Source organism: Synechococcus sp. MU1648, from assembly GCF_023630615.1.
In the GTDB taxonomy this organism is placed as follows: Bacteria; Cyanobacteriota; Cyanobacteriia; order PCC-6307; family Cyanobiaceae; genus Parasynechococcus.
Genome location: NZ_JAKUHI010000007.1, coordinates 74,828 through 99,886, shown reverse-complemented (window position 1 = coordinate 99,886; position 25,059 = coordinate 74,828). Strand labels below are relative to the sequence as shown.

Genomic DNA, 25,059 nt, shown 5'->3' with positions numbered 1-25,059 from the left:
CAGGACTCTGACCTCTGTTGTTGCATCGAACACCACATGGATTTTCAGCAGGGCCTGATCAGCACCGTTCACGACTACAGCTTGGGCAATCTTGATGCAGTTGCCTTTAACCAGGAGTTGAGTCAGCGACCAACCACGCTGCTGATCCCCTGCCTGATGGAGGAATTCAGCCGCCCGGCCCTCGGCCTGATCCGAGAAACGCTCTCTGGACTCAAGGGCCTCAACGAGCTGGTGGTGGCGCTGGCGGCCAACAGCCCCGAAGACGTCAAAGCAGCAGAAAAGTTTTTTGAAGGGATGCCGTTCCCGGTACGGGTGCACTGGACCAACGGCCCCGCGGTTCGGGAACTGCTCGAATCCGTCGGCGAGCTGGGGCTCGATGTGACCGGGCCACCAGGCAAAGGATGGGCCGTCTGGCAGGGGCTGGGGGTGGCTTGCCAAAACGCTGAGGTCGTTGGCCTGTTCGATGCCGACATCAGAACCTTTGGATCGGCGTATCCGGAGCGCATGCTTCGCCCGCTGCTGGATCGATCCCACGGCATTGCCTACGTCAAAGCCTTTTACAGCCGCCTGTCCCTTGAGACCCAGGCGCTTCAAGGCCGCGCCACACGACTGTTTGTTGGCCCGTTGCTCGCGAGCCTGGAACAGATTTTCGGGCCTCTCCCTTACCTGGCCTATCTGCAGTCATTCCGTTATCCCCTCGCTGGTGAATTCGCCTTTACGAGCGATTTGGCCATGAATCTGCGCATCCCATCGGACTGGGGGCTGGAGGTTGGCCTGCTTTCGGAGGTGTACCGCCATGTGGCCTCCAGCCGAATTGCCCAAGTTGATCTCGGGCTGTTCGACCACAAGCACAAGGAGTTGGGCCATCAACCGACGGAAGGCCTGCAACGCATGGCTGGCGAAATCTTCGGCACCGTATTGCGTGGACTAATGGAACACGAAGGCTGCGTGATGTCGATGGACCAACTGCCAACGTTGGAGGTGCTCTATCGGCGGGTTGGAGAAGATCGGGTCCGTCAGTTCGGCCTCGACTCAGCAATCAACCGACTGCCCTACGACCGTCATGGCGAAGAACTCGCTGTTCAGAACTTTGCAAGCCTCTTGCGGCCTGGCCTCGCAAAACTGATGCAGGCACCTATTGCGCATCAACTGCCCAGCTGGTCACGACTTCGCAGTTGCAATTCAGCTCTGCAAGCTGATCTAGCTGAAGCTGGACAAGCTGATCGAAGATCTCTGAAACGGCCTAACCACCACCCACAACGCTTTGCCTCTGAGCTGGCTGCCTAAAGCCAGGCAGTTACAACATTCAGCCCAACTGCTCACGCTGCCGAGTCACCCAGGCCGTTGCAGCACGTTGCGAGTGCCAGGCCTGAAGCAATTGCTTAGCTAGTACCTGCAGTTGCTGTGGATCAAGCGTTGACTCTATGGCTCGATTCATCCGCTCAAGATCGAACTGCTGAGCAACACTCAAGCTGACTTGCTCCTGCATTTTTCAATCCCTCATATCGACGAAACAATCATGCGCAGGAGCAAGCAAAAGAATTGTTTCATTTGAAACGGAAGGCCATCTTTGCGTCGATCCAAACGTTGAACAAAAATCTGCAATCAAAAGCCTTGGGCAGAACTGTAATAGTGATTACAAAAATGACTCGATCTGTATCAACGCATATGTACCAAATCTAAAGCTGTGCTGATTCGGTGACCAATCAAACACTTCGGTTGCATCAAAAACACCAGATTGGCATGATTCGATATTGTCAAAATGATTGAGTGCGTTTATCAAAACGACACCAGCCGAATGGTGATCGTGAAATGCATTGGTAAGGACCACTTCTATCGAGAGAAGGTGGTGATGCCAACAGAGGTGTTCTGGTTCGAAGCACCTCAAGATGCGCGCTTGGAAATTTGGAAAATGTCGATGACTGGGCAGATGCTGCATGTGCGTGCCGATGTCAGTGACTACGCCAGAGATGAAGAGCCTGCCAGGGAATCCCTCTGGGCCAGCTGAACTGACCCGGATGAATTCGAGGAAAAGTGATCTAAACGCTTAGGAACTGGTCGACAACCGCTTGGCTGAGTTCACTTGTTGAACCACTGGCGACAATTCCGCCGCGTTGCATGGCGTAGTAGCGATCGGCCTGACGCACGAAATGGAGATGTTGCTCCACCAACAACACACCAATCCCGGTATCAGCAATAATCCGCCGAACAGCAGCTTCAATATCTTGAACAATATTGGGCTGAATGCCTTCAGTAGGCTCATCCAATAGCAGAAGTTTTGGCTTTCCTAGCAACGCTCGGGCAATAGCCAATTGTTGTTGCTGACCACCGCTTAGATCCCCACCCTTGCGCGGCAGAAACTCCTGCAGAATCGGAAACAGCTCATAGACAAATGGATCAATGTGTCGATGGCGCACCAAGCCACCCGGCAAAGCCTCCATCCCTAGAAGCAAGTTCTCTTCGACCGTGAGGTGCGGAATGATCTCGCGACCTTGAGGCACATAACCAATCCCCGCCCGTGCTCGCTGATGGGGAGCCTGACGATCCAGTTCAGCGCCGTCGAAGGCCATCGTTCCGGAGCGAGGGCGCAACAAGCCGATCAGCGATTTCAGCAACGTGGTTTTTCCCACGCCATTGCGGCCGATCAAACACACCATCTCACCCGACTTCACGCTGAGATCAACATCCCGAAGAATGTGACTTTCACCGTAAAAGGTGTTGAGGCCTTGGATCTCCAACAAATTCGTCATGGATTCTCCTCCTCAGTGGTGCCGAGATAAACCTCAATCACCCGGGGATCTGCTTGCACCTGATCCATCGTGCCCTCACAGAGAACATGACCCTGGTGCAGCACCGTCACCGGACTTTCAAGCCGTCGAATGAATTCCATGTCGTGCTCAATCACCAACACGGTGTGATCCCCTGCCAATGACTTAAGTAGATCCGCCGTGAGGTCGGTCTCCTCATCCGTGAGCCCAGCCACCGGCTCATCCACCAGCAAGAGGTCGGGATCCTGCCCCACCAACATGGCGATCTCAAGCCACTGCTTCTGACCATGAGACAACGACCCAGCAGCCCAATCGGCACGGTTTTGCAGGTTGACGATGCTCATCAACTGATGAACACGGTCTCGCTGATCCCCATTAAGGCTGCCCACCAGCAATGACCAGGGCTGCTTCGGCTGGCTCACTGCCAGGGCCAAGTTCTCCTGGACGCTGAGCTTCTCGAAAACGCGGGGGCTCTGAAATTTGCGGCCGATGCCCAGGCGAGCAATGCGATGCTCCGCTCGCCCCACAAGGGAACGACCTTGAAACATCACATCGCCTTCCGTGGGAGCCGTTTTGCCCGTGATCACATCCAGGAACGTGGTTTTTCCGGCCCCGTTGGGGCCAATCACGGCCCGCAGCTCACCAGGCTGCAGGCTGAGGTTGAGATCTCGCAGCGCCAAAAACCCATCGAAACTGACGGTGATTTGGCGCAATTCCAATAAAGCCGTACTCATGACTGAACCTCCTCCTGACCTTCAAGATCGAGACGTGGATAGGTCTCACTCCGACGGGAGATGCCGAATCGGTTGAGCCAATTGCGAGGACCATCTCCTCGGAACCAACCAATGACGCCTTCAGGCAAGGCCGTCACCACGAGGATGAACAGCCCCCCTTGGATGAAAAGCCAACTTTGTGGGAGAGCTTCGCTCACCAAACTCTTGGCGTAGTTGATGGCCACAGCGCCAAGGATGGCTCCCACGAGCGTGCCTCGACCACCGACCGCAACCCAGATCACCATCTCAATCGAGAAGGGAACAGTCATGTATTGCGGCGAAACGATGCCCGACTGAACGGTGTACAGCGCGCCTCCGATTCCAGCCAACCCACCAGCGATGGCAAAGACGATCGTCTTGAACAGGGTTGGGTTGTAACCCGCAAAGCGCAGCCGGGGTTCGTCATCGCGAATGGCAATCAACACATCACCGAACCGACCCCGCACCACCCAACGCAAGAACAACCACGCCAGGATCACAACAATTGCAGTCAGCCAGAAAAAACTGCGCTGCATCTCTGCCGAACCCACAACCTGACCGAACAACTCCGTGACATCGGTCTTGAGACCATTGGTGCCGTTGATCAGCTTTTGCTGCCCATTGAAAAAATTGAAAAACACCAGGAGAGCGGCCTGGGTGAGGATCGAAAAGTAGACCCCTTTGATGCGGTTACGAAAGACGAGATTGCCCAGCACCGCTGCCAAAACAGCCGGAACCAACCAAATCCCCACCAAGGTGACGAGGGGTGAGTGGAACGGTTGCCAGAACGCGGGCAAACGATCAACCCCGTAGAGACTGAAAAATTCAGGGATGCCATTGGGCAGGTCCGCTGAACTGTTCAGCTGCAAGTACATGGCTGCCACGTAACCGCCAAGCGCGAAAAAGATGCCCTGGCCCAGGCTGAGCAGACCGGTAAAGCCCCAGATCAAGTCAATACCCAGAGCAACGATCGCCAGGGAGAGGAAGCGACCCAACAAATTCAGCCGAAACACCGGCAGAACAGCAGGCGCAGCAACGATGGCCGCAACGATCACCACCCAAAGGATGATCAAGGGCCACCGGCGTTGTTGAAATGCTTGGAACATCAGATCAAGCCTCCACCATGCGGCCTTTTTGCGGGAAGAGACCCGCAGGACGGAACTGCAAAAACACCACGATCAGTGCAAACACCATCACTTGAGCCATGCTCGTTGTGGCGAAGAAATTGACGGCACCGGCCAGGGGAGCCGGCATGTCGGGCCAAATCGTGAGCAAACGTCCAGCACCGATCAGATCGGTCAGGACGCCAATGGCGAACGAGGCCAGCACGGTTCCCAGCAAATTGCCGACACCGCCCAGCACCACCACCATGAAGCAGCCCACGATGTAAGACCCGCCCACGTTGGGGCCCACCGAACCAAGCAGGGAAACAGCAACCCCAGCCACACCGGCTAAACCCGAGCCAATGCCAAACGTGAGCACATCAACGGTCTCCGTCGGGATGCCAAGGCAGTCACTCATCGCGCGGTTCTGAGTGACCGCACGAATGCGCATGCCCCACACACTTTTGTTGAGGAACCAAGTCACCCCAACCACCGCAACGATCGTCAGCACGATGATCACGAGACGGGGCACTGGGAAGGTGATGTCCATGTATTCGATCCCACCGCGCATCCATTTGGGCGCCGTCACATCCACGTTGCGGGAGGTAGCTCGGGCGATGCGGCTGATTTGTGAGGCCAAACCACCAGCCAACAACACACCTGCCAGGGCTGAAACAGCCCAGCTCCCAGCCCGCACCAAGCGGGCTCGCGGCCCCGCCAAGAGAGACGACGGAAGCAGCAGAGGCAGACCAAAGCCCAGCACCAGCGCCAGAATCAGGCCGGCAGCGTGAGCCAGAGGGACACTCCGCACAAACTGCTGAAGAATCAGACTGACACCCCAGGTCGCCAAGAGTGTTTCCAACGGATTGCCGTAAAGACGGCGAATCACGGTGCGCTCTAACAAAATGCCGACAACACCGCTGACGATGAACGCCAGGGGAATGGCAACGAGAACGTAGGCGTTGTAAACGGGCTGCAGGGCAGGAAGCTTGAAGATCAGCTGCACCACGAAGGTGGTGTAGGCCCCGAGCATGATCAGCTCGCCATGGGCGAGGTTGATGACACCCATCAAGCCAAAGACAATGGCCAGTCCGAGAGCAGCGATCAGCAGCACCGAGCCGATGGCCACACCGTTGAACAGGCTTTCAAGAAGCAGTTGCACAGAAGTCTGAAACGAAGCGTTCAGTGAAACGACAAAAAGGAGGAGCCCGGCGACGGGCTCCTCCCTGAAGAGCAATCAGGCTGTGATCGGAGGATCAGAGCTTGTACTTCTCGCCTTTCGCAGCGTCGGTCCAGTCGCAAGCGAAGCCCTTGGAGCTGGGCTCGAACTGGTTCCAGGCCTGAGGAGCCACAGGACCATCGGAAGATTCGAGGATCTCGAACTGGCCGTCAGCAGTGATCTGGCCGATGCGCACGGTCTGGGACAGATGGTGGTTGGGCATCACCGTTACAGGACCCTGAGGGGCATCGAATTCGATACCAATCAGAGCTTCACGCACCTTGTCGTCGTCGAAACTATTGGTTTTCTCGACGGCCTTCTTCCAGAGGTAAACCATGTTGTAGGCCGACTCCTGAGGGTCCGCGACCTGACGGTCGGCGCCGTACTTGTCCTTGAAGTCAGCAGCGAACTTCTTGGATGCCGGGGTGTCGATCGACATCATGTAGTTCCAGGCGCCGTAATGGCCCTCGAGGAACTCAGGTCCGATGGTGCTGATCTCTTCTTCCGCGATGGAGTAGCTCATCACGTAATAGCCGTTCGCAGGCGTGAGACCGGCGTCTTGGATCTGCTTGAAGAAGGCGACGTTCTGGTCGCCGTTCAGGGTGTTGATGATCACACCGCCGTCGGGCAGAGCCTTCTTGATCTTGGCGATGATCGGAGCAACCTCGGTGTTGCCCAGGGGCAGGTAGTCCTCACCGACCACTTCGCCACCCAGAGAAGCGACCTGCTCCTTGGTGATCGTGTTGGAAGTACGGGGGAAGACGTAGTCCGAACCCACCAGGAAGAAGGGCTTGCCAGCGGCAGGCGACTTCTCATACATGAACACGGTTGCAGGCTCCGACTGCTGATTCGGAGTTGCACCGGTGTAGAAGATGTTGTTGGAACACTCCTGACCCTCGTACTGAATCGGGTAGTAGAGGAAAGCGTCCTTCGACTCGTACACAGGCAGCATCGCCTTGCGGCTAGCAGAGGTCCAGCCACCGAAAACCACGGGCACCTGATCCTGGTCGATCAGTTTCTTGGACTTCTCAGCGAAGGTGGGCCAATCGGAAGCACCGTCTTCGACGATGTACTCGATCTTGTAGCTCTTGCCGTCGACCTTGACGCCACCAGCGGCGTTGATCTCATCGATCGCCATCTTCTCAGTGTCCACCAGGGTGGACTCCGAGATGGCCATGGTGCCGGTCAGCGAATGCAGGATGCCAACTGTGACGGTGTCGTCAAAGTCGGTTGCTGGTGCAGAAGCTTTGTCGTCACCACCACAGGCGGTCACGGCGAGACCCAGCGATGCTGCGGCCATGCCAGCAAACAGACGCTTGGAGAGAGGGGTGCTCATGGAATGAGGGGGCACTTAAAAGCTTGGACGCAGGAAACGTCCTGAAATATGACCATCGCCAGAGGAGGAGATTTGAAATGTCGCAAAGAGAACAGTTTTGAGCCAAAAAGCTTGTGTTTTCATGATTTTGGTAGCTGTTGCAACAAAAACTCCACCACTCCATCCATCCCCTCACCGCTGTGCAGATTCGTGAAACACCACGGCCTATCACCGCGCATCCGACGGGTGTCCTGTTCCATCACCGCAAGATCGGCACCGACCTGCGGAGCCAGATCAATCTTGTTGATCACCAAAAGATCAGACCGCGTGATGCCAGGCCCTCCCTTACGGGGGATCTTGTCGCCAGCAGCAACATCGATCACATAGATGCAGAGATCCACCAACTCTGGGCTGAAGCTCGCCGCCAGGTTGTCGCCGCCACTCTCAACAAGAACAAGATCCAGGTCAGGAAATTGGGCTTCCAGATCTGCCACAGCTGCTCTGTTGATCGAGCAGTCTTCGCGGATCGCTGTATGAGGACAACCACCGGTCTCCACCCCGCGGATCCGCTCTGGATCCAAGGCACCGGCACGGGTGAGGAACTGGGCATCCTCCTGGGTGTAGATGTCATTGGTGACGACCGCGAGCTGCAGGTTGTCGCGCAAGCGGCGACAGAGCGCCTCCACCAGTGCGGTCTTGCCGGATCCGACAGGACCAGCCACCCCCAGGCGCAGTTTGCTGCTCATCAGCTTCGAAACAGGCGTGAATACAACTCAGCATGGGCAAGCTGCGCCATGCCCGCACCGACACCGCTGCTCCAGAGCTGCTGCGGATCGGCAGCCTGAAGCAGCTGCGCTTGCAAGGCAATCATCGGTAGCAGCCGCTGTTGCAGCACCTGCGCTCGGGACGGACCCAACGGCAGCAGCCGCACCGACGCACTGAGCTGATTGGCAACCCAGCCGTAGAGATATCCCTCCACCATGTCTCCAGCTGGAACCGACAAGCCCACAGCGGCCCAGGCCCAGGCCGCTGGCCAGCTCAGGGGCATGGGTTCGGGCAGGTCCTGCCCCATGTCAGACATCAACTGCAGCAACGACATTCCCATCTGACGCTGTTGCGCTCGAAGCTCTGCTGCTTCACGGGTGGCCAACAGCCAACCGTCCAGATCAATCAGGCGCGCTTTGGCCGCGCCATCCGCCTGGGTTGACCACCCCACCAGCGACTCTGCAAGGGGCCTCAAGGCAGCGGCCTCCAGTCGCACCGCGCCCCGTTGCAATTCAGCCTCCAACCAAGCCTGAACGGCCTGCTCATCAGCGATGGAGCCAGCCTGAATCAGCACCTCGAGACCTTCCGAGTAGCTGAAGGCACCAACGGGCAACGCCGGGCTAACCAGTTGCAACAACGCCAGGGATGTCATCCGTGCTGATGCCCCCCATAGGCGCCACCTTCGGGAGCAAACGGCTGAAGGCAGCGACTGACCGTCAATCCACGCCCTTCCAGCATCGTGGCCAACACGGAATCCTCCGGGAGCAACAGCTCCTGCTCATGCAGCTCCAGGGCGACATGGCGATTGCCCAGGTGATAAGCCGCCTGCAACAGCTCCAGAGGATGCGACCCCTGCACCCGCAGCAACGCTTCCGGCGCTGCCGTCACCTCCACAACGGTCGAACCGGACTGATCGCCCAGCAGATCACCAGGCTGCAGGGAGCCCATACGGGGCAACTGCAGCAGCACCGGACGACCGCATGAAGTGGTGCGGCGACCGCGCAATACCGTGCGCTCTTCAGCCGTTAACGGCAAGTGCAGGGTTGCCATGGCACTGCTGTTCTGCAGGCGCTGCTCCAACACCACCACTGCATCTGTCACCACCATCTCCTTTCCAGTTCCACAGAGAAAGCCTGCCCAGACATCACCAGCACTTTGGTGTGCGTTGCTACAGAGATGAAGGCGATGGCAGCGGAGCGTGAAGCCATGCAACGTCTCGATCCTTGGCACGGCCGCTGCGACCTGCAGTTTCGTGCAGCCAACGGCAGCACCCGACACCAGGGGGGCTGCACGGCTCCGTTCAAGTTGCTTCGCAGTGAACGCGGTGATGACGGACGCTGCGAGCTGCCGATTCTGCACACAGCTGGAGGCCTGGTAGGCGGCGATCAACTCAGCCTCGACATCAAGCTTGAAGCCAGCAGCCGCAGCCTGATCACCAGTGTGGCGGCGCAGAAGGTTTACGGGTCCATCGGCCGCAGCCGCTTACAGCCTGAGGGCTGCTCTGCACAACAGCACGTGTGCTGCTCGCTAGCCAGCGGCAGTGATCTGGAATGGCTGCCGCAGGAATTGGTGCTGTACGCCGATGCCTTGTTCGAGCAGCACCTGACGGTGACCCTGCCAATGGATGCCTCCTTTGTCAGTGCAGAAATCGTGCGCTTGGGTCGAACCGCCGCTGGTGAAACCCTGCAGCAGGGGCGATGGCGGTCCAGCCTCACGATTCAGCGCATCACTTCAACCAGCTCGACATGGGAGTTGGCGGATCGCGTGGAACTGGGCGGCGCCAGCCTGGACAGCCCCCACGGTCTGGCTGGCGCCCCGGTTTTCGGAACACTGATCTGGGCCGCACCCATGGCCATGAGCGCCGAAACAACGGCGACACTGCTGGAGGAAGCACGGGCCGACCGTGAAGGGCTGACGGGCACGATGCGCTGCGGGGCCCTCGGGCAAGGGCTAATCGCCCGCTATTCCGGCAACTCCAGCCGTGATGCCCGCTTCTGGTTCAGTCGGATCTGGGAGCGCACGCGAACGCTCCGGGGACTGACAACGCCACGCATCCCCAGGGTCTGGCCCCTGCAGGAACAGCCTCTACGCCGACAAACGTCCACCATGAACGCTTTGGAGACCGCAGCGGAGACACACTGAAGAAGACCGAGCTTCGCTATGCATCTCAGTCCCCAGGAAAAGGACAAACTCCTGATCGTGACCGCGGCACTGCTTGCGGAACGACGATTGAACCGCGGCCTGAAGCTCAACCACCCCGAATCGGTGGCCTGGCTCAGTTTTCTGGTGCTTGAAGGTGCCCGTGACGGCAAGAACGTGGCGGAGCTGATGCAGGAGGGCACCACCTGGCTGCGTCAGGACCAGGTGATGGACGGCGTGCCCGAGCTCGTGCACGAGGTGCAGATCGAAGCCGTCTTCCCCGATGGCACGAAGCTCGTCACCCTGCACGACCCAATTCGCTGAGGCAGAACCCATGGCACCTCTCATTCCCGGCGAACTGCTTCCCGAACCGGGTGAACTTGAGCTGAATGCGGGACGACCCGTCACCACGGTGAGCGTCTCCAACAGTGGCGATCGACCGGTGCAAGTGGGCTCCCACTTCCATTTCGCCGAAGCCAACGCCGCCCTGCAGTTCGACCGAGCCGCAGCCCGCGGTCATCGTCTCGACATCCCTGCCGGCACCGCCATCCGTTTTGAACCTGGCGACAGTCGCGACGTGAACCTCATTCCCTTTGCCGGTGCCCGACGCGTCATCGGCTTCAACGGCCAGATCAACGGATCCCTCGACGCCTGACCCATGCCCTACCGCATCTCCCGCCAGGCCTACGCCGAGACCTACGGACCCACCACTGGCGACCGGGTTCGCCTTGCGGACACCGAGCTGATCCTCGAAGTCGAGAAGGATTTCACCGTGTACGGCGACGAGGTGAAATTCGGCGGCGGCAAGGTGATTCGCGATGGCATGGGCCAGTCCCAGACACCTCGAGCCGCGGGTGCCGTCGACACCGTCATCACCAATGCTCTGATCCTCGATTGGTGGGGCATCGTCAAAGCCGATGTCGGACTAAAAGACGGCCGGATCGTGGGCATCGGCAAAGCCGGCAACCCCGACACCCAGGAAGGGGTCACGATCGTGGTGGGCCCCGGCACCGAGGCGATCGCTGGGGAAGGTCACATCCTCACGGCCGGTGGCATCGACACCCACATCCACTTCATCTGCCCCCAGCAGATCGAAACTGCTCTGGCCAGTGGCGTCACCACCCTGATGGGCGGCGGCACCGGACCAGCCACCGGCACCAATGCCACCACCTGCACCCCTGGGGCGTTTCACATCGGGCGAATGCTCCAGGCCGCCGAAGGCTTGCCGGTGAACCTGGGCTTCTTTGGCAAGGGCAATGCCAGCACCCCGGAAGCCCTGGAGGAACAGGTGCGCGCCGGTGCCTGCGGCCTGAAGCTGCATGAAGACTGGGGCACCACGCCGGCCACCATCGATGCCTGTCTGTCGGTGGCCGACCGGATGGATGTGCAGGTGTGCATCCACACCGACACCCTGAACGAAGCCGGCTTCGTGGAAGACACGATCGCCGCCATCAAGGGACGCACGATCCACACCTTCCACACCGAAGGTGCCGGCGGCGGCCATGCCCCAGACATCATCAAGATCTGCGGCGAAGCAAATGTGCTGCCGAGCAGCACGAATCCCACCCGGCCCTACACCCGCAACACGCTCGAGGAGCACCTCGACATGCTGATGGTGTGCCACCACCTCGACCCCAAAATCCCCGAGGACGTGGCTTTTGCCGAATCGCGGATTCGCCGCGAAACGATCGCCGCCGAAGACATCCTTCACGACCTCGGCGCCTTCTCGATCATCGCCAGCGACTCCCAGGCCATGGGGCGCGTGGGCGAAGTGATCACCCGCACCTTCCAGACCGCCCACAAGATGAAGGTGCAGCGCGGTGCGCTCCCGGAAGACTCCAACCGCAACGACAACCATCGGCTGAAGCGCTACATCGCCAAGGTGACAATCAACCCCGCTCTTGCCCATGGCATCAGCAGCGAGGTGGGCTCGATCGAAACCGGCAAGCTCGCCGATCTCGTGCTGTGGAAGCCGGGCTTCTTCGGCATTCGCCCGGAACTGGTGATCAAGGGCGGTTCGATCGTGTGGGCCCAGATGGGCGATGCCAACGCCTCCATTCCCACCCCCGGGCCCGTGCACGGCAGGCCCATGTTCGGCGCCTTCGGCAAAGCCTTGGCTCCCAGCTGCCTCACCTTCGTGAGCGCAGCCGCCATGGATGCTGATATCCAAAGTCAGCTGGGTCTGGAGCGCACCTGCATGGCGGTGAAGGACACCCGCAGCGTGGGCAAAAGCGCTCTCAAACTCAATTCCGCCCTGCCGAAGGTGAGCGTGGACCCGCAGACGTATGAGGTGTTCGCCGACGGTGAACTGCTCACCTGCGAGCCCGCCGAAGTGCTGCCCCTCGCCCAGCGCTATCTGCTGCTTTGACCACCACCCTGCTGGTGATCCAGCACGTTGACCACGAAGGGCCCGAACTGGTGGAACAACTGGCACGGGAACGGGGAATGACTCTCCGGACCCTGCGGCCCGACCGAGGCGACCGCCTGCCGCACCCAAGTGAATGCCCGAACAGCATCGCGCTGGTGCTGGGGGGACCAATGGGGGTGAACGAGCAGCATCATCCGGACCTGCACTGGCTCCAAGCCGAGCTGAACTGGTTGACGGCCTGGCACCAGCAGCGTCGACCGGTGCTGGGCATCTGCCTGGGGGCGCAGCTCTTGGCTGTCGCTGCTGGCGGATCCGTGGAACCCCTGCAGGTTGGAGCACCACCACAGCAACTCAAGGAACTGGGACTGGGGGCAATCCACTGGGTTGCTGAACGGAGCGATGAGGCCTTACTGCAGGGACAACCGAGCAGCAGCTTGGTGCTGCATTGGCATGGCGATCGCATCCACCTGCCGGGCGATGCAACCCTTCTTGGTTCCTCGCTGCACTGTGCGGAACAGGTGTTTCGAATCGGCGATCACGCCATTGGCCTGCAATGCCACCTCGAGATCAACAGAGACGCACTGCAACACTGGATCGCCAACGACCACACCTATGTGATGAGCGCCCTTGGGCCTGAAGGGCCCGAACGCCTGATGCGGGAGTGGCGCTGGCTTGGAGACAAGCTGCAGGAGCAAGGTCGACACTTTTTCAATGCTGCGCTCGATCAGCTGCAGGAGTGCTGCAAGACCAGGTGATTCACATCAGCAAGGCCAACTAATTTCTACGGATAAAAATAAACAAAAGCAAAAACTTTTCAGATCAAGTATCGAACCGAACATCAACACAACGACCGAAAACGCTTCAATGGTTCTGTAGCAACAGCTACCGATCGTTCACTTCGCACCACGCGAAGCGCAGTTCGCCTCAGGCCATGGAACGGGGACCTGAGCTTGCTTCGAGGACCTTCCAATGACCACCCTTCTCTATCGCGGGCATCAGTACCAGCAAAAGAACGCCACTGAGGGCAGGCCCGGTGTGCAGCTGGTCTACCGCCGCAACGTGTACCAATCCCGCCAGATCAACAGCCACCGCACTCCGGTGCAGCTCGTGTACCGCGGGGTGGGCTACACGCGCTAGGCCAACTTCTCAATCTGTAGCAACTCGAACATTCCAGTTCCGAGGATTAGGGCGTAATAGATCCAGCCTCAGCAACGACGTTGGATCTCATCACTTCCCGCCTCGACAAAGGCCTTGTGCAGGTGAATCCCTCCAGCGTGCACGGCGTGTTCTGGCTGCAAACCCACTTCCCAGCCAGCGAATGGGATGCCTTGCTGTCGGGCCAGGCTGCATTTGGAATGGATTGCATCGACGACCTCGTCAATGATGCGCGTCAAGCTGGTTTGAATGTGGAGTGGGAAGCCACAGTCCCCAGTTGAGCCATTCAGAGTTTTGCAAAAAGCCCTCGACACCCAGTGTTGATGGGCTTTTTTTAATGGCACAAACCAACGCGAATCACTAAGCCACCAACCGGTTGAGCATGGGCAACTCTGAGAGTTCATCCCTCCATTCCTGGGCCCAAAGTGCCTGGCTGCGTTCGTAAACCTCCATCAACTGTTCCACCGCACGCTCATGGAAATCAACCCGTAGGTCCAAGAGCGGAAAGGCAGCTTCACCACTCACCTGCACCGCTGCTGAGGTGCAGAAATCGGAGCGGTGATCGCCTCCAGCAGCCTCCCCCGCCTGCAGGGCAGCCATCAGGCGTCGACCAAGTTTCCAGCTGGGATCGCTGGTGAGATACGCCTGCTCCATCGCCTCCACAACACCGTCGTCAACCAAACAATTGCCGGCGACAGACAAGTCACGCCGATGGCGGTGCCCAGCCCAAGCCCCGCAATCCTGCCCCGTCCAACAGGCCGTTCGACCATCCAGGTCGATCAGATGAAACTGACGCCGATCACGATGCTGATCATCCGCCAGAAGGCTGGCCAAAACACTCTCCGCATCCGCACTCTGCTCCAAGCGTTCAAGACCACAGATCCCCAGATAGGGATTGGTATGGGCCTGGGTCGCCACAGCGCCAACTCCTGCGCGGATGTGGGGCACGGTGGATCCAACGGCCAGATGACAGGTGGCAACAGCCACGCCAAAGCGGCCGTTGCTGGGATCACGGGCCAGGATCGAAAAGGTCACGGCAGCTGGCGGTCGAGCCGCAGCAGCGTTTCCAAAAGCACCGAAGTGCCCGCCCAGCACTGTTCGTCGCTGGTGAACTCCGCAGCTGAGTGACTCAAACCGCCCCGACTGGGAACAAAAATCATGCCCATCGGCCAACGGCGACCAACCTCCTGCGCATCGTGGCTGGCTCGGCTGGGGAGATGGCTGTGAGACAAGCCGAGATCGGCCGAGGCCTCAGCAATCGTGGCCATCACCACAGCATCAGCAGGGGTGGGATCAACACTGAACTGTGGGTCCACCGAAATCGGGCAGCCCGTTTCAGCACCAATGCTTTCGACCTGCTGCATCAACTCCTCCACCAATTGATCGAGAACAGTCGGGTCAACATCCCTCAGGTCGACCGTCAGGGCGACAGCGCCGGGGACGACATTGGCGGCATTGGGCCAAACCTCCAGTCGACCCACGGTCGCCACAGGATCTCCTGGATGGCGGGATGCCATCGCCTCGACGGCAAGAACAATGCGCGACGCCGCCACGAGGGCGTCCTGTCGCAGACCCATCGGTGTGGTGCCGGCGTGATTGGCCTGTCCCTGCACATTGATGCTGAACCGACGCTGACCAACAACACCCTCAACAACACCAATGGCATCCCCGCGTTGCTCGAGAACGCCGCCCTGTTCAACATGCAACTCAAGAAAAGCGGCATAGGCCTCATCGGAGCGTCGGGCCGACGCCAGCGAAGGCCAATGCCCCCCGATTCGCGCCAGATTCTCTTGAATCGCCTGGCCGTTGCTGGTGATGTAACTCTCCGGGTTAGCGGAAGCCGTCCCCGCCAAGCCTTTGCAACCCACCATGGTCGACTCCTCATCGGCAAAGGCGATCAACTCAATGCCGTGCCGCAGCCTCATGCCCTGGTCCTGAAGAGCGCGGCAGGCTTCCAGACCTGCAAGAACACCCAGGGCACCATCAAAGCGTCCACCGGTGGGAACGGTGTCGAGGTGTGAGCCGGTCACCAAAGCAGGACGGTGTGGATCGAGGCCTTCAAGACGCCCGATCAAATTGCCAGCAGCATCCACACGCACCTGCATGCCCAACTGCTTCATCCAACTGGCCAGCAACTCACGGCCCTGAACGTCTTCCGCTGAAAACCCGCGTCGACAAACGCTGCCATCCGGCTTCGCGCCAATCCTGGCAAGCTGCTCAATCGTGCCAACCAAACGATTGTGGTTTGGTCGCGCCGCAATTTTGACTGGCTCGACCCTCGATGCAGGGGTAGTCGGAGACGCCGAGATGAGCCCTGGCAATGCCGTGACCTGCAGTTCAAAGGGGTAAGTACTTTGACCTGACTCGGCCGATTGGCTTGTAGCTAGCGCAACGATTTAACGCTGATCAAAGAATTCAAACGGGCATCAGCACCCGCCACCCCAGGCGGTCGGCCTCCCGACGGGCCAGGGCTGGCACGTCCTCTGCCACAAACATCCGGTGCAACATCTGCACACCCAGCAGATGATTGATCACGGCATCCATCTGCACACGCTCCGCATCGGTGGTGGCAGGGTCCGCATGACGTGCAAACAAGGCGCTAACGCCGGCCTTGCTCAATAAACCAGCGGCATCGATCGCCTCATCACTGAGGTAGTCATCGGCGAGTTGCTTCATCTGCTCCCACTTCTCGGGCTCCGTATGGGCTGGCGGCGCCATGAAGGCGAACTTCTCACGCCGATACAACACCTCCGGCAACAAACCCGCCATGGCTTCCCGCAACACGTATTTCTCGGTTTTCCCCTTAATCCGCAGTTCGGGAGGCACTTGCACGGCAACAGCGGCCAGATGGTGATCCAGGAAGGCCGGTCGGGCCTCCATGGAATTGGCCATGTCGACCCGGTCACCGCCCCAAGTCAAGATCTGGCCCTCCAACATGGTCTTGATCCAGACGTACTGGGCCTTGTCCAGGGCATGGCGCCCTTCAAGTTGATCCGCATCCAATTGCTCAGCAATCGCTTTACCCGGGGAGTAATCCTGCAGGGCTGCAGCATGAGACTCCGCCAGAAGCTCCGGCACCAAGGGCGCACAGGCCAGCCACGGCTGCAGGCAACTGGGGGTAAAGCCAACCACCGCATCGAGGTCGGGATCGTCCACCTGGTTTTCAGCGAGCATCGCTCCCTGCACCAGGGCATTGGACTGCTGAAGCAAGGTTTCCCAGCTGGCGCGCTCCTCCTGAGGCAAGTCATCCAGACCGTGGAGGAACATGTCGCGGCGAAAGGCGGGATAACCGCCGAACAACTCGTCTGACCCTTCACCGGTCATCACGACCTTGTAGTCAACGTTGTTGACATGGCGACTCATCAAGAACTTCGCCACCGCCAAGGTGTTGTAGATCGTTCGCTCCGCATGCCAGATGGTGCGCTCCATATGGCCATAGAGCTCCTGACCGGAGAGACGCATCAGATCCTGCTCAGCCCCCGTGGCCTCGGCCATCTCCTGAGCAATCGGCGACTCGTCGTAACGGGCGTCATCGAATCCGATCGTGAACGCCTTCACCGGTGCCTGGCTGACAGCTGACGCCAAACCGAGAATCGAACAACTGTCGATGCCACCGGAGAGATAACAGCCCACAGGCACGTCGGCCACCATGCGCAGCTCGACGGCCTCCAGCAAAGACGCACGAACTGCAGCGATGTGGTCGGCCTCCGTGAGGCGACGATCGCGCTGATCCTGACGCGGAAAGTCGACATCCCAGTAGGTCGACTCCGACACCTCCAGCCGCCCATTCGCACGTTGCACCTTCAGCACATGGCCGGGCTTCACCTGTTGCACTCCAGCAAAGGCAGTGGTGCCAGGAACCATGGTCTGCATCAACTGATGGAACAGACCCTCCGACGTGAAGCGTCGCTCAACCGCTGGATGCGCGAACAGCACCTTCAACTCGGAACCAAACACCAGACCCTCAGGCGTCATCACCCAGTACTGCGGTTTGATGCCGAAGCGATCCCGCACCAGGTAAAGGCAATCCTCCGCGCGATCAAACAACGCAAAGGCAAATTCCCCGCGCAATAGAGGCAAGGTCGCCTCCAAACCCTGGCGCTGATAAAGCCGGAGCAGGATCTCGGAATCGCTCTTGCTGCTGAAGCGCACCCCCTGGGCGGTGAGGTCAGCCCTGATGCGTTGAAAGTCGTAAAACTCACCGTTATGCGCCATCAGCACCTCACCGTCATCGGTGAGAAAGGGCTGACGGCCACGTGACTCGTTCAGATCGATGATCGAGAGGCGGGCATGGCAGAAACCAACACCAACCTGATCAAGCACCTCCACGCCAAAGCCATCGGGCCCACGATGGGCCTGGATCGCTGCCATGTTGACCAGCAGCTGGCGGTCCACCGTCTGACGACGGTCTGCGTTGAAAACACCTCCGATTCCGCACATAACGCTCGCTCAGACGACATCCATGACGCGTTCGGCCCGGTTCACCATGCAGGTGAGCAGTGCCATCCGCAGGAACACAGCTCCCCTGGCCTGGCTGAAATACCAGTTGTGGGGTGTGTCATCAAGGCAGGTGCTCAGTTCCGCTCCCCGCGCCAAGGGATGAAGCACGATCGCTTCAGGCTTGAACGGCATGTCGCGGGTGAGGCGAAATCCTCTCCCGTGCACTTCATAGGTATCGCCAACCCAGGCGATGGCGTTGATGTAAATGACATCCAGATCGGGCACTTCAGCCTGTAGATCGGTGCTGCAGCGCACCTTCATGCCGCAAGCCTCGAGCTCCTCCAACTGCCCAGGGTCAAACAACTGCAGATCCGACTCCAGCCCGGGAGCATGAATCACCACCACCTCATCCACGGTCTGCGGGAATTTGGCCAGGATCCTCAGCAGTGAGCGAACCGTTCGCATCCGCGATGGAATCCCGACGATTCCGATGCGAATCCGATCAGCCGCAGCCACCTCAACTTCAGCGAGCTTGGGCCGCCACTTGAAGATGGTGTACAGATCCGCCATTGCCTGAGTCGGATGTTCATCAATGCCATTGCCGGCATTAATGATCGGGATTCGCAGAGTTGACGTCATCGCATAAACAGCACCGGGATCGCTGTCCCGAAGCACCACGCAATCGCCGTAGTTGTTGAACATGTGGGCGACATCTTCAAGGGACTCGCCCTTGGCAATCCCGGTGGTAGCTCTGTCGGTGATGTTGATCGAGCTGCCACCAAGGCGATGCCAGGCACTGTCAAAAGAGAGACGGGTGCGCGTGCTCGGCTCGTAAAACGCGTTAATCAGAATCTTGCCGGTCAGGGGCGTGTTGTGGCGGCAATACCGATCTGGATTGCTCTCGAATTTCGCCGCCAGCCGAAACACCTGCAACAAGGCCTCGGGTCGAAACGGTTGGATCGACACCACATGCTGATTCACCAGATCCAGCAACGGCTCTCCGTCCTCGGCAATCGCAGCCAGCAGCTCCTGGGGTTGGTTCTGGCCATAGACATCGGGACCCATCGGCTGAAACCGAATCTGTACCGACGACGCTTCAACTACTGCTGAATTTGCATGTGCCATAGCTAAATCGGATCAACACTCTGTTTGCCAAACCGAGTGCTAAGGCCAAGAACTACATCTTTTACCGGTAACAACAACAACACCCCTTCGTCCACGAAGAAACAGCTTCTTAAGCAAAGATCCGGAAAAAATGTTCAGCTGGTTACTAATACCTGCAGCCGTCACCACACACGACCGTTCCGCCACTCAACCCACCAAATCAGTAGCAACACGAACACAGACAGCACCAAGGCAAGCTGACTGGCCACCAGCAGAAACTGAAAGCCGGAGAGTCCAACAAGGCTGGCCATCAAAAAAAGACTTTGGATCATCCCTCCTCCTGCAACAAAGTAAAGTCAAACCTTTCCGGCCACGTGCGACTGCCGATCAGCATCACGACTGCTGATACGGCCGCCGAAAACACAGCGGCGCAGTAAGGCGCTATCAGCACATAAGCGAGCAGGCCAACAACGCTGCCGGCGAGCATGGCCGCAATGGCAGCCGTGCGATTGGCCGTGCGCCAGTACAGGCCGCAGGCCACTGGCCAGACCGTGGAGGCCACCAGGGCACCGGTGAAGAACAGCACCGACGCCAAAGAATCAAGCCGCGGCCAGGACAGCGCCAACGTGACGACCGCCAACCCCACCACCATCAGCCGCGCAGCCTGCTTGAGCTGCAGGTCACTGGCTTGGGGCCGCAACAGGCGGAAGTACACATCCTCCGCCAGAAGATCGGCGGTGGATGCCAACAGCGAATCCAGGGTGGAGGTGAGCGACGCAAACACCACCACAAACACCAGAGCAGCGCCGCCGGCGCCGAGCAGATCAGCTGCCATCACTGGGAACACCATGTTCACCTGCTCGAGAGGCAACTCACGCGCCAATGCCACCAGCCCGATGGAGCCCGTCACCATCGGCACGCTCATCCAGGCGACCCCCCCCAACACAAAGGAGGTCATCACCACCGAGCGACGGCTAGCGAAGACCCGAGACCACCAGATGTTGTTGTGAAACACCTCGCCCATCGAGAAGAGGGCAGAATTCCACGCGATCAACAAACCAGCAGGCAACAGCAGATCGAGCCGATCGGGATGCCGGGCAAGCAACGAGGCATGCACCTCGGGCATCGGGAATTGCCGGAAAGCGAGCACCGCCACCACCGCCAACAGCACCATGATCAAGAGCGACTGGATGAAATCGGTGCCGATCACGGCCCGCATCCCACCGAACAGGGTGTAGAGCGTGGCGACACCAATCACCACCACCATCCCCACGTGGTAATTGAAGCCTGAAAGGGCCTGCAGCAGCAGTCCGGCACCCATCGCCTGGGTCATCAAAAAACCCAGGGTGTAAATAGCGGTGATCACCATGAACACCCACCACGCCAGCCGCCCGTAACGCAACCGAATGAAATCGCCGCTGGTGCGTCCGTTGGGCATCACCTGCTTGATCCGCGAAGCCAGGGGAGCAAACAGGATCAGTCCAAGCCCTGCCAGGGCATAGCTGAACATGCCCCAAAGCCCGGTCTTGTAGCCGAATTCAGGGGCAAGCAACGTGGTGTTGCCGGTGACCCAGGAGGCCATCAACGTGGCGGTGCTCAGGGCCAGCCCGATGTTGCGCCCCGCCAGCATGTAGTCATCGGCATTGCCTTGACCGCGCCGACCCCAAGCAATCCCGAGGGCAACCCAGAGAACGGAGAACAACACCACCAGCGCCCAGGCGATCCCGGGCTGGAGGAAGGGAACCGAGTCAGCGGACATCCGTCGACCCCCTGCGGTTCCAATAAAGATGTCCGCGCAGAATCATCACCACCGTCGCCGCAGTAACAACGGCACCGAGGGCAAAGATCAGTCGCGCCCAGAGCAATTCATCCAAAGCGAAGACCCTTTGAACTCCAGAAACAGATAAGCAAAAGAGTCTTCCCCGCCTGGCCCTTCGCCCTCGATTCAGGTGCCTTCGGATACGCAAACATCAAGCGATCAGCGCCCTGTCACCTGAAATTGCGGAATGTGTAGCAACTACAACCCGAGGGGGTTGGGGCGACGCCTTGGATGAAATGTGCCCAGACCATCGGAATGTTCACCGACTACAAACCCACGGTCGGCTTCGACGAATATTTCTGCAGTGACACGGCGAGGCCTCGCGACGATCTGGCCACCCTGCTTGCATCGCTGGGGCAGATGGGATTGCCCGAGCTCAACCGCAGTCATGCCTCCGCCAGCCAGCTGCTGCGTCGCCTCGGTGCCACGTTCCGCCTGAACGATTCCGGCCTCAAGGGCAGTGAACGGATTCTTCCTTTCGATCCCTTGCCCCGACTGATCGGCCGCAGCGACTGGATCAACCTGGAGCGGGGACTGCTGCAACGCCTGGAAGCCATCGACTGCTTCCTCGCCGACATCTACGGCCCGCAGCAGATCCTCAACGACGGTGTGATCCCGCGGGAAGACGTGGAAAGTTCCTCCGGCTGGCGACCTCAGATGCAGGGCATCAGCCTGCCCCTCAACCGCTGGTGCCACATCTCCGGACTCGACCTGATCCGCGACGGCAATGGCACCTGGCGTGTCCTAGAAGACAACCTGCGCTGCCCGTCAGGGGTGGCCTACTTCCTCGAGAATCGTCGGGTGATGAAACGGTTGTTCCCTGGCCTGTTCGAGGGCCGTGCCGTTCAACCGATCGACGCCTATCCCTCCCATCTGCTGCGCACCCTTCAGGACCTGGCGCCCTGGAGTGAAAGCCCTCGCGTGGCAATCCTGACGCCCGGGGTGTTCAACAGCGCCTATTTCGAGCACAGCTATCTGGCCCAGCAGATGGGCATTGCACTGGTTGAGGGACGGGACCTGGTCTGCGAAGACGGCCGGGTGTGGATGCGCAGCACCAACGGGCTCAAGCCCGTGGATGTGATCTACCGCCGTATCGACGACGATTTTCTCGATCCCACCGTGTTCCGGCAGGACTCGATGCTGGGGGTGCCGGGCCTGATCGACGTGCTTAGGCAAGGACGGGTCGCCATCGCCAATGCCCCCGGCACCGGCGTCGCCGACGACAAGCTGATCTACGCCCATGTGCCGGCAATGATCCGCTACTACCTCGATGAGGAGCCGATCATCGAGAACGTTCCCACCTATCTCTGTGCCCGGCCCGACGATCAGCGCTATGTGCTCGACCACCTCGAGCAACTGGTGGTGAAATCGGTGGCGGAAGCCGGGGGCTACGGAATGCTGATCGGCCCCCAGGCCAGCCGATCGGAACTGGCTGACTTCGACACCAAGATCCGTGCGAATCCCCGCAACTTCATCGCGCAGCCCACACTGCAGCTCTCCACCGTGCCATCCCTCAGTGACGGTGAGCTGTATCCCTGCCACGTGGATCTGCGCCCCTATGTGCTGCGCGGCTCAAACAGCTGGGTGAGCCCAGGGGGGCTGACGCGGGTGGCCCTCAAGCGGGGCTCACTGGTGGTGAATTCATCCCAAGGGGGCGGCTGTAAGGACACCTGGATCGTCGACGACCAACGGATGTCGGCACCGCAGCCAAAGGAGGCTGTGCCGTGTTGAGTCGCGTTGCCGATTCGCTCTACTGGATCAACCGTTATCTGGAACGCGCCGAAAACATCTCGCGTTTTCTGGAAGTAAGTGAAGCGATGGCTCTGGACTGTCCTCCGGGGAGCGCAGAACCATGGTTGCCGTTGGTGGAGGTGACAGGGGATCGGAACAGCTTCGACGTGGCCTATCCCGATGCCACTCCCAAACAAGTGGTGCGCTTCCTACTGCTGGACCGCAGCAATCCCAACAGCATCGTGAGCTGCATTGCGATGGCTCGGGAAAATGCAAGGCAGATCAGGGATGTGATCACCACGGAAATGTGGGAGCAGATCAATGATCTGCACTGGAGCCTGCAAGACGACGAAGACATCTGGCGGGAACCCGTGCAGGAGCAACTGCAGATCATCCGCCGCGGCTGCCAGCTTGTGTACGGGATCACCGACACCACACTGAGCCGCGATCTGAGCTGGCTGTTCAGCCAGCTGGGACGTCTGATCGAACGCGCTGACAAAACCTCCCGCATCCTCGACGTCAAATACTTCCTGCTGCTGCCGTCCACCGAGGAGGTCGGCGGGGTGCTGGATGAACTGCAGTGGATCACCCTGCTGCGCACGGCGGGCGCGTATCAGATGTACCGCCAGAGCGTCCAACAAGCGATCAGCCCCGCATCGGTGGCCCGCTTTTTGCTGCTGGATCCATTCTTTCCTCGGTCGGTGCGCTACTGCCTCCAGGGCATCAGCGACACCTTGCAACAGATCCAGCAGCACCCGAGCCAAGACACGCCAGATGATCTCGACTGCTTACGCGGCCAGCTCTTGGCCCGCTGGAGCTACGTGAGGATCGACAACCTGATCGAATCCGGTCTGCATGAAGCGATTGACCGGCTTCAACAGGACCTCAATCAACTCCACATCCTGATCCAGACCCGCTACTTCACCAGCGCCGACCTCCGTTCCACTCCCACCGATCCAGCATGCGCGCTCTCATCGTTCACCGCCTGACGTATCGGTATGAGGCCAGGGTCGTTCTGGGGGAGCATCGCCTCTGTCTGAAACCCAGGGGACAGGGGTTCCAGACCCTGCTGGACCATCACCTCAGCGTGCTGCCTGAACCTGAGCAACGTCGGGAACTGGTGGCCGCCAGCGGCGACGAAATCCAACGGCTCCACTTTCTTGGCAGCACCGAGCAACTCGTCTTTGAGGCCCGCAGTCTGGTGGAAACCCGGCCGGCACCACCGCTGCAGAGCTGCTTCAACGGACTCGAACCACCACTGCCCTACCCGCGGGGCCAACTCAACAGTGATCTGCAGGGCGCCTTAGAAGGCTGGTTGCCCAATGGCCAGCACGAACCCGCAGCCATCGACCTCACCCAGGAAGCGCTGATGGGCAGCAACCAACAGACCCTTGCCTTTCTGAATCAACTCATTGAACTGATTCAAGAGCGGGTGAAATACACCCAACGCCATGTGGGGCCGGCCTGGCCAGCGGGCCGAACCCTGCGCGAGCGAATCGGCTCTTGCCGAGATCTGGCCATGCTGATGGTGGCCTGCTGCCGCGTGGTGGGTCTTCCGGCCCGATTCGTGAGCGGATATCAACTGCAGCAACCTCCCCCGAACGAGTACGACCTCCATGCCTGGGCGGAGGTCTACCTACCTGGAGCGGGCTGGAGAGGCTTTGACCCCAGTGCCGGCAAGGAGGTCACCGAGCGCTATGTGGTGCTAGCCACCTCCTCCAAACCGGAACTAACCGCGGCCGTGAGCGGCAGCTTCAGCGGCCCCCCAGGAACAGCGAGTGAGCTGAATTGGCAGATTCAGATCAACGACGAAGCCTCCGGAACGGAGAACTCACAACACAACCTCGTTCAGGCCGCCTGAAGCAGAGGTTCCACCCCATGCAACTGGGGCCTCCGAGCAGAGCTATGGGTTGCAGCCATCAAGGCCGGGATCTCGGCGCTGTTGTAGACCCGAAATTCCCGCACAAGAGAGACGCCCTCCTCACGGACCGCCTGGTTCAGAACGACGGAGCCGTCGGGATCGGAAATCGAGCGGTGGAAGGTGCCGGGGGGAATGCGAAGGATGTCACCACCACTTTCCAGCCGAACGATGTGAAACGGCTCCTCCCAGGCCAGATTCACCAAAAAGAAGGTTCTCCCGCCACTCGCCGCCAGCAAATTGTCTTCCTGATGGGGATGCAAATAAAACTGCCAGGCTCCACTCTCAGGGTCGTTGGGTGGCGACACCGCAGGACCGCTGTGAATCACCAAGTCACGCGCGTTCGAGGTGTCCACAGTCACGTCGAAAAAACGAACCGATGGGGTGTCGCGAAAGCGCTCGTAGGCCAGCAGTTCGAACATCTCGATGGATCCTTGAAGATCCTTCAGCTGACCTGTTGTAC

At 59.5% G+C, this 25,059-nt stretch carries 28 protein-coding genes; 12 read left to right on the top strand and 16 right to left on the bottom strand.

The window, feature by feature from the left end:
• The first annotated feature begins 36 nt into the window (after positions 1–36).
• Positions 37–1,287, top strand: a complete 1,251-nt coding sequence (locus tag NCN06_RS09075; protein WP_226397507.1) for a glycosyl transferase — start codon at positions 37–39, stop codon at positions 1,285–1,287.
• Between the two features lie 19 nt (positions 1,288–1,306).
• Here NCN06_RS09075 and NCN06_RS09070 read toward each other — a convergent pair whose 3' ends face one another.
• Positions 1,307–1,489: a hypothetical protein gene (locus tag NCN06_RS09070; protein WP_226397508.1), complete on the bottom strand. Its 183-nt coding sequence runs from the start codon at positions 1,487–1,489 to the stop codon at positions 1,307–1,309.
• A 273-nt stretch (positions 1,490–1,762) separates the two neighbouring features.
• Here NCN06_RS09070 and NCN06_RS09065 point away from each other — a divergent pair, with 273 nt between their 5' ends.
• Positions 1,763–2,008 (top strand): DUF1830 domain-containing protein, encoded by a 246-nt coding sequence (locus NCN06_RS09065; RefSeq protein WP_226397509.1) that lies wholly within the window; start codon positions 1,763–1,765, stop codon positions 2,006–2,008.
• Positions 2,009–2,039: 31 nt separating this feature from the next.
• On the opposite strand, the gene urtE is transcribed toward NCN06_RS09065, so the two are convergent.
• The 8 genes from urtE to ureE form a co-directional block, all read right to left on the bottom strand.
• The gene (urtE, locus tag NCN06_RS09060; RefSeq protein ID WP_226422764.1) at positions 2,040–2,750 is read right to left on the bottom strand and encodes an urea ABC transporter ATP-binding subunit UrtE; all 711 of its coding nucleotides are present in this window, start codon (positions 2,748–2,750) and stop codon (positions 2,040–2,042) included.
• On the bottom strand, positions 2,747–3,502 hold the full coding sequence (gene urtD, locus NCN06_RS09055; protein WP_226397511.1) for an urea ABC transporter ATP-binding protein UrtD: 756 nt from the start codon (positions 3,500–3,502) through the stop codon (positions 2,747–2,749). Before urtD ends, urtE begins: the two co-directional genes overlap by 4 nt.
• Positions 3,499–4,626 (bottom strand): urea ABC transporter permease subunit UrtC, encoded by a 1,128-nt coding sequence (gene urtC / locus NCN06_RS09050; RefSeq protein ID WP_115024638.1) that lies wholly within the window; start codon positions 4,624–4,626, stop codon positions 3,499–3,501. The genes urtD and urtC overlap by 4 nt, the downstream gene beginning before the upstream one ends.
• 4 nt (positions 4,627–4,630) lie before the next feature.
• Complete coding sequence (locus tag NCN06_RS09045; protein WP_166016168.1) at positions 4,631–5,785, bottom strand: ABC transporter permease subunit; 1,155 nt, start codon at positions 5,783–5,785, stop codon at positions 4,631–4,633.
• 94 nt (positions 5,786–5,879) lie between these two features.
• A complete protein-coding gene (urtA, locus tag NCN06_RS09040) occupies positions 5,880–7,178 on the bottom strand; it encodes an urea ABC transporter substrate-binding protein (RefSeq protein WP_226397512.1) in 1,299 nt (432 codons plus the stop codon).
• Positions 7,179–7,297: 119 nt separating this feature from the next.
• Positions 7,298–7,903 (bottom strand): urease accessory protein UreG, encoded by a 606-nt coding sequence (gene ureG / locus NCN06_RS09035; RefSeq protein WP_226397513.1) that lies wholly within the window; start codon positions 7,901–7,903, stop codon positions 7,298–7,300.
• Positions 7,903–8,574 (bottom strand): urease accessory protein UreF, encoded by a 672-nt coding sequence (locus NCN06_RS09030; RefSeq protein ID WP_226397514.1) that lies wholly within the window; start codon positions 8,572–8,574, stop codon positions 7,903–7,905. Before NCN06_RS09030 ends, ureG begins: the two co-directional genes overlap by 1 nt.
• Entirely contained in the window at positions 8,571–9,023 is a 453-nt protein-coding gene (gene ureE / locus NCN06_RS09025) for an urease accessory protein UreE (protein WP_226397515.1), read from the bottom strand. The genes NCN06_RS09030 and ureE overlap by 4 nt, the downstream gene beginning before the upstream one ends.
• Positions 9,024–9,128: 105 nt before the next feature.
• Between ureE and NCN06_RS09020 the strand changes: the two genes are divergently transcribed.
• The 7 genes from NCN06_RS09020 (at position 9,129) to NCN06_RS08990 (ending at position 13,865) form a co-directional block, all read left to right on the top strand.
• Entirely contained in the window at positions 9,129–10,064 is a 936-nt protein-coding gene (locus tag NCN06_RS09020; RefSeq protein ID WP_226397572.1) for an urease accessory protein UreD, read from the top strand.
• A gap of 18 nt (positions 10,065–10,082) precedes the next feature.
• Entirely contained in the window at positions 10,083–10,385 is a 303-nt protein-coding gene (locus tag NCN06_RS09015; RefSeq protein ID WP_115024644.1) for an urease subunit gamma, read from the top strand.
• Positions 10,386–10,395: 10 nt separating this feature from the next.
• Entirely contained in the window at positions 10,396–10,716 is a 321-nt protein-coding gene (locus NCN06_RS09010) for an urease subunit beta (RefSeq protein ID WP_115094764.1), read from the top strand.
• A 3-nt stretch (positions 10,717–10,719) separates the two neighbouring features.
• Entirely contained in the window at positions 10,720–12,429 is a 1,710-nt protein-coding gene (gene ureC / locus NCN06_RS09005; RefSeq protein WP_226397516.1) for an urease subunit alpha, read from the top strand.
• A complete protein-coding gene (locus NCN06_RS09000) occupies positions 12,426–13,184 on the top strand; it encodes a type 1 glutamine amidotransferase (RefSeq protein ID WP_226397517.1) in 759 nt (252 codons plus the stop codon). Before ureC ends, NCN06_RS09000 begins: the two co-directional genes overlap by 4 nt.
• Positions 13,185–13,398: 214 nt before the next feature.
• The gene (locus NCN06_RS08995; RefSeq protein ID WP_115024648.1) at positions 13,399–13,566 is read left to right on the top strand and encodes a DUF4278 domain-containing protein; all 168 of its coding nucleotides are present in this window, start codon (positions 13,399–13,401) and stop codon (positions 13,564–13,566) included.
• An 80-nt stretch (positions 13,567–13,646) separates the two neighbouring features.
• Positions 13,647–13,865: a hypothetical protein gene (locus tag NCN06_RS08990; protein ID WP_226397518.1), complete on the top strand. Its 219-nt coding sequence runs from the start codon at positions 13,647–13,649 to the stop codon at positions 13,863–13,865.
• A 79-nt stretch (positions 13,866–13,944) separates the two neighbouring features.
• Here the strand turns inward: NCN06_RS08990 and NCN06_RS08985 are convergent, their stop codons facing one another.
• From NCN06_RS08985 to NCN06_RS08965, 6 genes are all read right to left on the bottom strand, one after another.
• Complete coding sequence (locus NCN06_RS08985; protein ID WP_226397519.1) at positions 13,945–14,619, bottom strand: DUF1028 domain-containing protein; 675 nt, start codon at positions 14,617–14,619, stop codon at positions 13,945–13,947.
• Positions 14,616–15,905, bottom strand: coding sequence for a Zn-dependent hydrolase (locus NCN06_RS08980; RefSeq protein WP_226397520.1), 1,290 nt, complete (start codon positions 15,903–15,905; stop codon positions 14,616–14,618). Before NCN06_RS08980 ends, NCN06_RS08985 begins: the two co-directional genes overlap by 4 nt.
• Before the next feature lie 94 nt (positions 15,906–15,999).
• A complete protein-coding gene (gene asnB, locus NCN06_RS08975) occupies positions 16,000–18,024 on the bottom strand; it encodes an asparagine synthase (glutamine-hydrolyzing) (protein WP_226397521.1) in 2,025 nt (674 codons plus the stop codon).
• 9 nt (positions 18,025–18,033) lie between these two features.
• On the bottom strand, positions 18,034–19,149 hold the full coding sequence (locus tag NCN06_RS08970; RefSeq protein WP_226397522.1) for an aspartate/ornithine carbamoyltransferase family protein: 1,116 nt from the start codon (positions 19,147–19,149) through the stop codon (positions 18,034–18,036).
• A gap of 161 nt (positions 19,150–19,310) precedes the next feature.
• Positions 19,311–19,439, bottom strand: a complete 129-nt coding sequence (locus NCN06_RS12795; protein ID WP_255614063.1) for a hypothetical protein — start codon at positions 19,437–19,439, stop codon at positions 19,311–19,313.
• Between the two features lie 17 nt (positions 19,440–19,456).
• Positions 19,457–20,887: a sodium:solute symporter family protein gene (locus NCN06_RS08965; protein ID WP_226397523.1), complete on the bottom strand. Its 1,431-nt coding sequence runs from the start codon at positions 20,885–20,887 to the stop codon at positions 19,457–19,459.
• 315 nt (positions 20,888–21,202) lie between these two features.
• On the opposite strand from NCN06_RS08965, the gene NCN06_RS08960 reads away from it, so the two are divergent.
• From NCN06_RS08960 to NCN06_RS08950, 3 genes are read left to right on the top strand one after another with little or no spacing between them, the layout of a single operon-like run.
• The gene (locus NCN06_RS08960) at positions 21,203–22,678 is read left to right on the top strand and encodes a circularly permuted type 2 ATP-grasp protein (protein WP_226397573.1); all 1,476 of its coding nucleotides are present in this window, start codon (positions 21,203–21,205) and stop codon (positions 22,676–22,678) included.
• Positions 22,672–23,667: an alpha-E domain-containing protein gene (locus NCN06_RS08955; RefSeq protein WP_226397524.1), complete on the top strand. Its 996-nt coding sequence runs from the start codon at positions 22,672–22,674 to the stop codon at positions 23,665–23,667. The genes NCN06_RS08960 and NCN06_RS08955 overlap by 7 nt, the downstream gene beginning before the upstream one ends.
• Positions 23,640–24,539, top strand: a complete 900-nt coding sequence (locus NCN06_RS08950; protein ID WP_226397525.1) for a transglutaminase family protein — start codon at positions 23,640–23,642, stop codon at positions 24,537–24,539. The genes NCN06_RS08955 and NCN06_RS08950 overlap by 28 nt, the downstream gene beginning before the upstream one ends.
• Here the strand turns inward: NCN06_RS08950 and NCN06_RS08945 are convergent.
• On the bottom strand, positions 24,527–25,018 hold the full coding sequence (locus NCN06_RS08945; protein ID WP_226397574.1) for a redox protein: 492 nt from the start codon (positions 25,016–25,018) through the stop codon (positions 24,527–24,529). The genes NCN06_RS08950 and NCN06_RS08945 overlap by 13 nt on opposite strands.
• Between the last annotated feature and the right edge of the window lie 41 nt (positions 25,019–25,059).

Coding starts and splice junctions, on each gene's coding strand:
- NCN06_RS09075 (WP_226397507.1), top strand. CDS start 37: ATGGATTTTCAGCAGGGCCTGATCAGCACCGTTCACGACTACAGCTTG.
- NCN06_RS09070 (WP_226397508.1), bottom strand. CDS start 1,489: ATGCAGGAGCAAGTCAGCTTGAGTGTTGCTCAGCAGTTCGATCTTGAG.
- NCN06_RS09065 (WP_226397509.1), top strand. CDS start 1,763: ATGATTGAGTGCGTTTATCAAAACGACACCAGCCGAATGGTGATCGTG.
- urtE (WP_226422764.1), bottom strand. CDS start 2,750: ATGACGAATTTGTTGGAGATCCAAGGCCTCAACACCTTTTACGGTGAA.
- urtD (WP_226397511.1), bottom strand. CDS start 3,502: ATGAGTACGGCTTTATTGGAATTGCGCCAAATCACCGTCAGTTTCGAT.
- urtC (WP_115024638.1), bottom strand. CDS start 4,626: ATGTTCCAAGCATTTCAACAACGCCGGTGGCCCTTGATCATCCTTTGG.
- urtA (WP_226397512.1), bottom strand. CDS start 7,178: ATGAGCACCCCTCTCTCCAAGCGTCTGTTTGCTGGCATGGCCGCAGCA.
- ureG (WP_226397513.1), bottom strand. CDS start 7,903: ATGAGCAGCAAACTGCGCCTGGGGGTGGCTGGTCCTGTCGGATCCGGC.
- NCN06_RS09030 (WP_226397514.1), bottom strand. CDS start 8,574: ATGACATCCCTGGCGTTGTTGCAACTGGTTAGCCCGGCGTTGCCCGTT.
- NCN06_RS09020 (WP_226397572.1), top strand. CDS start 9,129: ATGCAACGTCTCGATCCTTGGCACGGCCGCTGCGACCTGCAGTTTCGT.
- NCN06_RS09015 (WP_115024644.1), top strand. CDS start 10,083: ATGCATCTCAGTCCCCAGGAAAAGGACAAACTCCTGATCGTGACCGCG.
- NCN06_RS09010 (WP_115094764.1), top strand. CDS start 10,396: ATGGCACCTCTCATTCCCGGCGAACTGCTTCCCGAACCGGGTGAACTT.
- ureC (WP_226397516.1), top strand. CDS start 10,720: ATGCCCTACCGCATCTCCCGCCAGGCCTACGCCGAGACCTACGGACCC.
- NCN06_RS08995 (WP_115024648.1), top strand. CDS start 13,399: ATGACCACCCTTCTCTATCGCGGGCATCAGTACCAGCAAAAGAACGCC.
- asnB (WP_226397521.1), bottom strand. CDS start 18,024: ATGTGCGGAATCGGAGGTGTTTTCAACGCAGACCGTCGTCAGACGGTG.
- NCN06_RS08970 (WP_226397522.1), bottom strand. CDS start 19,149: ATGGCACATGCAAATTCAGCAGTAGTTGAAGCGTCGTCGGTACAGATT.
- NCN06_RS12795 (WP_255614063.1), bottom strand. CDS start 19,439: ATGGCCAGCCTTGTTGGACTCTCCGGCTTTCAGTTTCTGCTGGTGGCC.
- NCN06_RS08965 (WP_226397523.1), bottom strand. CDS start 20,887: ATGTCCGCTGACTCGGTTCCCTTCCTCCAGCCCGGGATCGCCTGGGCG.
- NCN06_RS08960 (WP_226397573.1), top strand. CDS start 21,203: ATGTTCACCGACTACAAACCCACGGTCGGCTTCGACGAATATTTCTGC.
- NCN06_RS08950 (WP_226397525.1), top strand. CDS start 23,640: ATGCGCGCTCTCATCGTTCACCGCCTGACGTATCGGTATGAGGCCAGG.
- NCN06_RS08945 (WP_226397574.1), bottom strand. CDS start 25,018: ATGTTCGAACTGCTGGCCTACGAGCGCTTTCGCGACACCCCATCGGTT.